General features: G+C 66.8%; 7 protein-coding genes. 6 read left to right on the top strand and 1 reads right to left on the bottom strand.

Annotation, left to right across the window (positions count from 1 at the left end; genetic code table 11):
• Nucleotides 1–149 precede the first annotated feature (149 nt).
• From QH196_RS14555 to QH196_RS14530, 6 genes are all read left to right on the top strand, one after another.
• On the top strand, nt 150–1,052 hold the full coding sequence (locus QH196_RS14555; RefSeq protein ID WP_280416316.1) for a thioesterase family protein: 903 nt from the start codon (nt 150–152) through the stop codon (nt 1,050–1,052).
• 125 nt (nt 1,053–1,177) lie between these two features.
• Nucleotides 1,178–1,996, top strand: coding sequence for a pyrroline-5-carboxylate reductase (proC, locus tag QH196_RS14550; RefSeq protein WP_280416315.1), 819 nt, complete (start codon nt 1,178–1,180; stop codon nt 1,994–1,996).
• Nucleotides 1,997–2,159: 163 nt separating this feature from the next.
• Nucleotides 2,160–2,390 (top strand): helix-turn-helix domain-containing protein, encoded by a 231-nt coding sequence (locus QH196_RS14545; RefSeq protein WP_086007797.1) that lies wholly within the window; start codon nt 2,160–2,162, stop codon nt 2,388–2,390.
• Nucleotides 2,391–2,595: 205 nt separating this feature from the next.
• Nucleotides 2,596–2,697 (top strand): 30S ribosomal protein bS22, encoded by a 102-nt coding sequence (locus QH196_RS14540; protein WP_003402602.1) that lies wholly within the window; start codon nt 2,596–2,598, stop codon nt 2,695–2,697.
• A 184-nt stretch (nt 2,698–2,881) separates the two neighbouring features.
• Nucleotides 2,882–3,964 (top strand): NAD-dependent epimerase/dehydratase family protein, encoded by a 1,083-nt coding sequence (locus QH196_RS14535; protein WP_280416314.1) that lies wholly within the window; start codon nt 2,882–2,884, stop codon nt 3,962–3,964.
• Nucleotides 3,961–4,974 carry a lysophospholipid acyltransferase family protein gene (locus QH196_RS14530; protein ID WP_280416313.1) on the top strand — a complete coding sequence of 338 codons (1,014 nt, stop codon included), beginning with the start codon at nt 3,961–3,963 and terminating at the stop codon, nt 4,972–4,974. Before QH196_RS14535 ends, QH196_RS14530 begins: the two co-directional genes overlap by 4 nt.
• A 420-nt stretch (nt 4,975–5,394) precedes the next feature.
• Here the strand turns inward: QH196_RS14530 and QH196_RS14525 are convergent, their stop codons facing one another.
• A complete protein-coding gene (locus QH196_RS14525) occupies nt 5,395–6,342 on the bottom strand; it encodes an HAD family hydrolase (RefSeq protein WP_280416319.1) in 948 nt (315 codons plus the stop codon).
• Nucleotides 6,343–6,468 lie beyond the last annotated feature (126 nt).

The raw sequence follows: 6,468 nt of genomic DNA, 5'->3' as shown, positions 1-6,468 counted from the left end.
CTGGCGGCGGGGCGGGGGGGCGGGCCGCCGCCCCCCCCGCCCGGGGCGGGCGCGCGGGGGGGCGCCGCCCCCCCCCCCCCCCCCCCCCCCCCCCAAGGGCCAAAACCCCCGCGGCGCCGCAGGCGCCGCAAATAAACACAGGAGTATTGATGACGACGGAAACGGAGCCCGGCACCGATATCGACCTGGTGCAAGCGGAGGCGCCGTTCAGCCGGGTCTGTGCTCTGACCGAACTCGCCGCCGACGAGCCGGGCGCCGGCCGCTATCGCGGCGTCATCGATGAGATCTGGACGATCGGGCCGAAGGTGCACGGCGGCACGATGGTCGCGGGGTCGGCCGCGGCCGCGACGCGCTGGTTGCGGACCGTGGAACCGGATCGGGCGGCCATGGCGCCGCTGTCGGGTAGTACCGATTTCTTGGGGGCGCCCGAGCCCGGCGAGGTGCTCTACGAGGTGTCCATCCGTAAGGTGGGCCGGCAGATCTGCCTGGTGGATGTGACGCTGAACCAGCGCGGGCGACCGTTGGTGCGTACGGCGTTCACGTTCGGTCATCTCGACGGTCCGGAGCGGGCTCCCCTGTACACCCCCAGCCATACCGATCTGCCGGTCGAACCGGCCGCGGACGCGATCGGTTACGAACCGGGTTCCTCGATGGGCCGGATCGTGCACGTCGCCCGCGGGATGGACGCGTTCCTCGATCGTGACTGGGCGCGGTTCATCGACAACGAGCAGGGCGAACCCCGGTTGCGGATGTGGCTGCGGCCGCGGCCGCAGGATCAGGCCGATCCGGAGACCGCGTCCTATATCGCGATGATGGCCGCCGATATGTGCCCGCCCGTACCCACCAACCTCGGCTATTTCGGCTGGTCACCGACCGTGCAGATGACAACCTATCTGCGGCGGCGACCGGCGCCGGGGTGGTTGCGGATCATCGCCACCACCCATGAGGTGAGCGGGGGCATGTTCGATTCGGACCAGATAGTCGTCGATTCCACCGGCGCGCTGGTGGCGCAGAGCCGCCAGCTCGCCCTCCTGCCCTCACCGAAGCGCTGACCGCTCGAACCACCTGACGCCGGCATCACCGGATACATCGCCGATCCGGGGGACCACCTCCATGGTTCGAGACCGAGGGGGCCCCGAACCCCCGACGCCGGAGGCGGCGCATAGATACTGTCCTCATGACACGTATTGCGGTGATCGGCGGTGGCCGGATCGGTGAGGCCTTGATTGCCGGCTTGCTGGAGGCCGGGCGAGCCGTCAAAGACCTGGTGGTCGTCGAAACCCATGCCGATCGGGCAGAACTGCTGGCGGGACGATTCGGGGTGCGGGTGACCGATACGGTCGCCGATGCGGCTGTCGGTGCCGATCTGCTGGTGGTCGCGGTGAAGCCGATCGATGTGGAGGCGGTGCTCACCGAACTCGGAAAAGCCGATCTCGGTGGTGAACACGATCAGATCCTGGTCTCGCTGGCGGCGGGGGTGCCGACGGCCCGGCTGGAGAACAAACTTCCGGCCGGCTTCCCGGTGGTCCGGGTCATGCCGAACACTCCGATGCTGGTCGGTGAGGGCATGAGTGTGCTCGCCGCGGGACGCTATGCCAAGGGTGAGCAGCTGGAACTGGTGACCGAGCTGCTGAGCGCCGTGGGCCAGGTCTGTGTGGTGCCCGAATCGCAGATGGACGCGGTGACCGCGGTATCGGGTTCGGGGCCGGCCTATTTCTTCCTCGTCGTGGAGGCGATGGTCGAGGCGGGCGTCGGACTGGGTCTCACCCGGGATATCGCCACCCAGCTGGTCACCCAGACCATGCTGGGGTCCGCGGCCATGCTGGCGGAATCGGGCCAGAGCGCCGTGGACCTGCGGGCGGCGGTCACCTCGCCGGCCGGAACGACCGCGGCGGCACTGCGCGAACTGGAGCGGTCGGGGCTGCGATCGGCCTTCCTGGAGGCGTTGCATGCGGCAAAACGACGTTCGGCGGAACAGGGCGGGTCCGCCGAATGACCGGACGACCCCCAGCGTATGAACCTGTTTTCTCACTCCCGTCGCAGTAATCCCACTGGTCCCGCTAAGCTTCAAGGAGCACGTGCGTGTCTGTTCCGCCGGTGGGGAAGCCGGCGGCGCGGACGTGCCGGAGGTCAATGGTGCGATGATGTCTTCTAACAAGATGTCCGCTGGTGGCGGCGGTGGTTCGTCGCCAGGACAATCAATACTCGGTGGTGGGACGCAATTTCTCACCGTCGCCGAGGTGGCAGATCTGATGCGAGTATCGAAGATGACGGTGTACCGGCTGGTGCATTCGGGCGAGTTACCGGCGGTACGCGTCGGCAGATCGTTCCGGGTGCATGCGAAGGCGGTGCACGAATATCTGGAGACGTCCTACTTCGATGCCGGGTGAAGGCGGTTACCGGCCCCGTCCGGTGGGCCGGTAACATCAACCCTCGCTGTGTTGGATCGGTGGCTGCTGTCGGCCTGCCTTCGGGCGGTCGTGGCGGGCCGCCGTGTCCAGGGGCTGAGTGCTCAGCCGCGAGCAACCGGGCGTACGGCCGGAAAGATGACGTAAGCGCGCGTGACGCGCCGAGGAGAGAACGCGAGGACACCCTATGGGTTCTGTGATCAAGAAGCGCCGCAAGCGCATGTCGAAGAAGAAGCATCGCAAGCTGCTTCGTCGTACCCGCGTGCAGCGGCGCAAACTCGGCAAGTAAGCGCGAGCGCGCCTCGTATACGGAAAAACCCGCTACCATTCGGTGGCGGGTTTTTCATTGCGTTTCGGTGGGCTGAAGTTGGGGTTAGATCCCCGTTAAGGGCGGCGGGGATCGCGGTCACGGCCGCTAGTCTGGTACGTGGAACATTGAGCGGGGGATCCGATGCTCGAGGTGGGACGGTCCGGTGCAGGTGGACGCTGATGTGAACGGCAACTACAGGCCCAGGGTGGTGCTGGTGACCGGCGCCAGCCGATACTTCGGCGGAAATGTCGCCTGCCGACTGGCCGCCGACCCCGATATCGAACGTGTCATCGCAGTCGATGTCCTCACCCCCGGCCCGCCGCTGCGCCGCCGGATGGGCCGCGCCGAATTCGTGCGCGCCGATATCCGGAACCCATTGATTCGTAAGGTTATCGAACGTTATCGCGTCGATACCGTGGTACATACCGCGATTTTGTCGCAACCGCCGTCGGGTGGTGGCGGCCGGGCGGCGATGAAAGATATGAACGTGCTCGGCGCGATGCAGTTGTTCGCGGTCTGCCAGAAATCATCGACTGTGCGCCGGGTGGTGTTGCGCTCGAGTTCCGGGGTATACGGCGGCAGTGCGAAGGATCCCGCGAAATTCACCGAAGAAATGAGCGCGCGCACACCACCGGGCGGCTGGTTCGCCCGGGACACGATCGAGGTCGAGGGCTTCGCCCGCGGCCTGGCCCGGCGTCGGCCGGATATCACCACCACCACCCTGCGCCTCGCCCCGATCATCGGCCCCGGCCTGGGTCGGCGAGCCGCGCAACTACTGCGTTCGCCGATCACGCCGACCGTGCTCGGCCGGGATGCGCGGATGCAGTTCCTGCACGAGGAAGACGCCGTAGCGGCACTGGTCCATGCCACCGCGGCGGGGCCGGGCGGTACCTTCAATATCGCCGGCGACGGAGCCTTGGCACTTTCTCAGGCGATACGCCGTGCAGGCCGGGTGGCGATGCCGGTACCGTGGTCGGTGTTCCGCACCGTCGGCCGGACCCTGATGGGTCCGGTGATGCGTGATTTCAGTTCCGAGCAGCTCGATTATTTCCTTTTCGGTTGTGGTCTGGACACGACGCGTATGCGCGCCGAACTCGGGTTCGAGCCGCGCTGGACGACGGTACAGGCGTTCGACGACTTCACCGGGGGCGCAGCGTTGCGGCCCGTAGTCGATCCACTGTGGATCGACGCCGCAGAAAACAAACTGCTCGGCCTGCTGAGGGCCGGTACGGGAGCACATACATGAACGACGTCGCCAAGGTTATCCAGTTACAAGATCTTTCCACCGTGCCGCGGCCCCGGCCGGCCGCGCGGGAGTGGGCCGATTCCGCCGACCGGTCGGTGACCTCACTGACCGACCGGATGACTCCCCCCACACCGCCGCCGCCGCGGTCGTTGGGAGATCTGCTGCGCGACGCCGTCGGCAAACAGATCGGGCGCACCGCCGAGTTCGCCCGTCGCCGGCTCACCGGCGACTATCAGGTCGACGAGTTCGGCTTCGACGAACATCTACTCGAATCCGTGCTTCTACCTGCTATGCGACCGCTCGCCGAGAACTGGTTTCGGGTCCAGGTGAACGGTATGGAGAACATCCCGGAAGCCGGTGGCGCATTGATCGTGGCCAACCATGCCGGTACCGTCCCGCTCGACGGGCTCATGCTGCAGCTCGCCGTACACGATCACCACCCCAAACAGCGGGCGCTGCGCCTGCTGGCGGCCGATCTGGTCTTCGAGATGCCGATGGTGGGTTCGCTCGCCCGCAAGGCGGGACACACCCTGGCCTGCCGACCGGACGCCGAACGCCTCCTGCGGTCCGGCGAGATCACCGGCGTCTTCCCGGAAGGATTCAAAGGCGTCGGCAAGCAGTACGCCGACCGCTACAAGCTCCAGCGCTTCGGCCGCGGCGGCTTCGTGGCAGCCGCGGTACGCACCGGGATGCCGATCATCCCGTGCTCCATCGTCGGGTCGGAGGAGATCTATCCGAAACTCGCCGATATCAAACCGCTCGCCCGGCTGCTCGGCCTGCCGTATTTTCCGGTGACCCCGACCTTCCCGCATCTCGGCCCCTTGGGCGCCGTCCCGCTGCCCTCCAAGTGGTACATCGAATTCGGCACCCCCATCAGCACCGCCGAATACGAAACCGAGGACGCCGACGACCCGATGCTCATGTTCGAGGTCACCGACCAGGTCCGCGAAACCATCCAGCAAACCCTCTACAAACTGCTCATCAAACGCCGCAACACCTTCATGGGCTGAATTTTTGGCGCCGACTTCGTCGGCGCGGGGTTTTGGCCCCCCTTGGTCCCTGCTTTCCGCCCCGCGATACTCGCGGCTGCGCCGCATCGTCGCGCGGGGCGGAAAGCAGGGACGGGCCAAAACCTTTCAGGGCCTCGTAAGACTCGGCGCCGCCGTTGGTTGCGTTGGGGATGGGGTAGTGGGTCCGGCGTCGGGGCGTTCGGGCAGGTGGCGGGTCCGGTGTCGGCTCGTTCGGGCAGGTGGTGGGTCCGGCGTTGGCTCGTTGGAGCGGGTAGTGGCTCGGGGTGGGATTTTCGGTGAGTAGTGGGCCGCTTCGGCCGCTTTCGGAGGTTCGATGCGGTCGGCCCGCTGCTCGACGCGTTCGGTCGAGGCGGTCGAGACACGATCACATCCGGCCCCGCTCATGCGCGCGGTGGGCTACTACCGGCGACGGCGGGTTACGGCGGCTGCGACGGCACCGCCGGCGGCGCCTAAGGCGAGAGCTGTGGGTACGCCGATCTTCGCGGCTTTGCGTCCGGTGCGGAAATCGCGGATCTCCCAGCCACGGGCCTTCGCGACCTCGCGCAGGTCGGAATCGGGGTTGATGGCGACCGCGGTGCCGGTGAGCGAGAGCATCGGCACATCGTTGTGGCTGTCCGAGTAGGCGGTACAGCGTTTGAGGTTGAGGCCTTCGCGGATGGCGAGTGCGCGTACGGCATGTGCCTTACCGAGGCCGTGCAGGATATCGCCGACGAGGCGGCCGGTGAATTTCCCGTCGACACTTTCGGCGACTGTGCCGAGGGCGCCGGTCAAACCGAGTCGTTTGGCGATCACCTGGGCGAGTTCGACCGGGGTCGCGGTGACCAGCCAGACCTGCTGGCCGGCGTCCAGATGCATCTGCGCCAGGGCGCGGGTTCCGGGCCAGATCTTGTCGGCGATGATCTCGTCGTAGATTTCCTCGCCCAGCGCCGCGAGTTCGGCGGTGGAACGGCCGGCGATGAATTCGAGTGCTTTCTCTTTACCGGTGGCCATATCGGTGCTGTTCTCTTTACCGGTGATCCGGAACTTCACCTGCTTCCACGCGATATCCGCCAGATCGGCGCTGCGGAAATATTTGCGCGCCGCCAGCCCGCGGGCGAAATGCACGATCGAGGCGCCCTGCACCATCGTGTTGTCGACGTCGAAGAATGCGGCGGCGGTGAGGTCGCGCGGGACCTCTGGGATACCGATATCGTCGGCGCCGGCCCGTTCGGCGTCCTGGAGCGCCAGGGCAGCGTCGGCACTGGCCTCACCGGCGACGTTGGCGCGGACCTCTTCCTCGCTGGGCCCGAACGGGCTGCGCGAGATACGTGCGAGCTGTTCGGTGAGGCCCTGTCCGAGCGGCCCCAGATTCCAGCGCACCGGAAGTTCCCCGAACCGGCCCGCGATGAACCCGGTTTTCCCCACCTTCGATCGTTCCGGCACCAGTACCTCCGCCTGTTCGCGCGAATCACGTCCACACTAACCGGACGCGCT

It is taken from the genome of Nocardia carnea (assembly GCF_029868325.1).
Classification (GTDB): domain Bacteria; phylum Actinomycetota; class Actinomycetes; order Mycobacteriales; family Mycobacteriaceae; genus Nocardia; species Nocardia carnea_C.
This window is presented reverse-complemented; position numbering and strand designations above follow the sequence as displayed.

Bases quoted from the DNA above. Each gene is read 5' to 3' on its own strand.
- QH196_RS14555 (WP_280416316.1), top strand. From the start codon at position 150: ATGACGACGGAAACGGAGCCCGGCACCGATATCGACCTGGTGCAAGCG.
- proC (WP_280416315.1), top strand. From the start codon at position 1,178: ATGACACGTATTGCGGTGATCGGCGGTGGCCGGATCGGTGAGGCCTTG.
- QH196_RS14545 (WP_086007797.1), top strand. From the start codon at position 2,160: ATGTCCGCTGGTGGCGGCGGTGGTTCGTCGCCAGGACAATCAATACTC.
- QH196_RS14540 (WP_003402602.1), top strand. From the start codon at position 2,596: ATGGGTTCTGTGATCAAGAAGCGCCGCAAGCGCATGTCGAAGAAGAAG.
- QH196_RS14530 (WP_280416313.1), top strand. From the start codon at position 3,961: ATGAACGACGTCGCCAAGGTTATCCAGTTACAAGATCTTTCCACCGTG.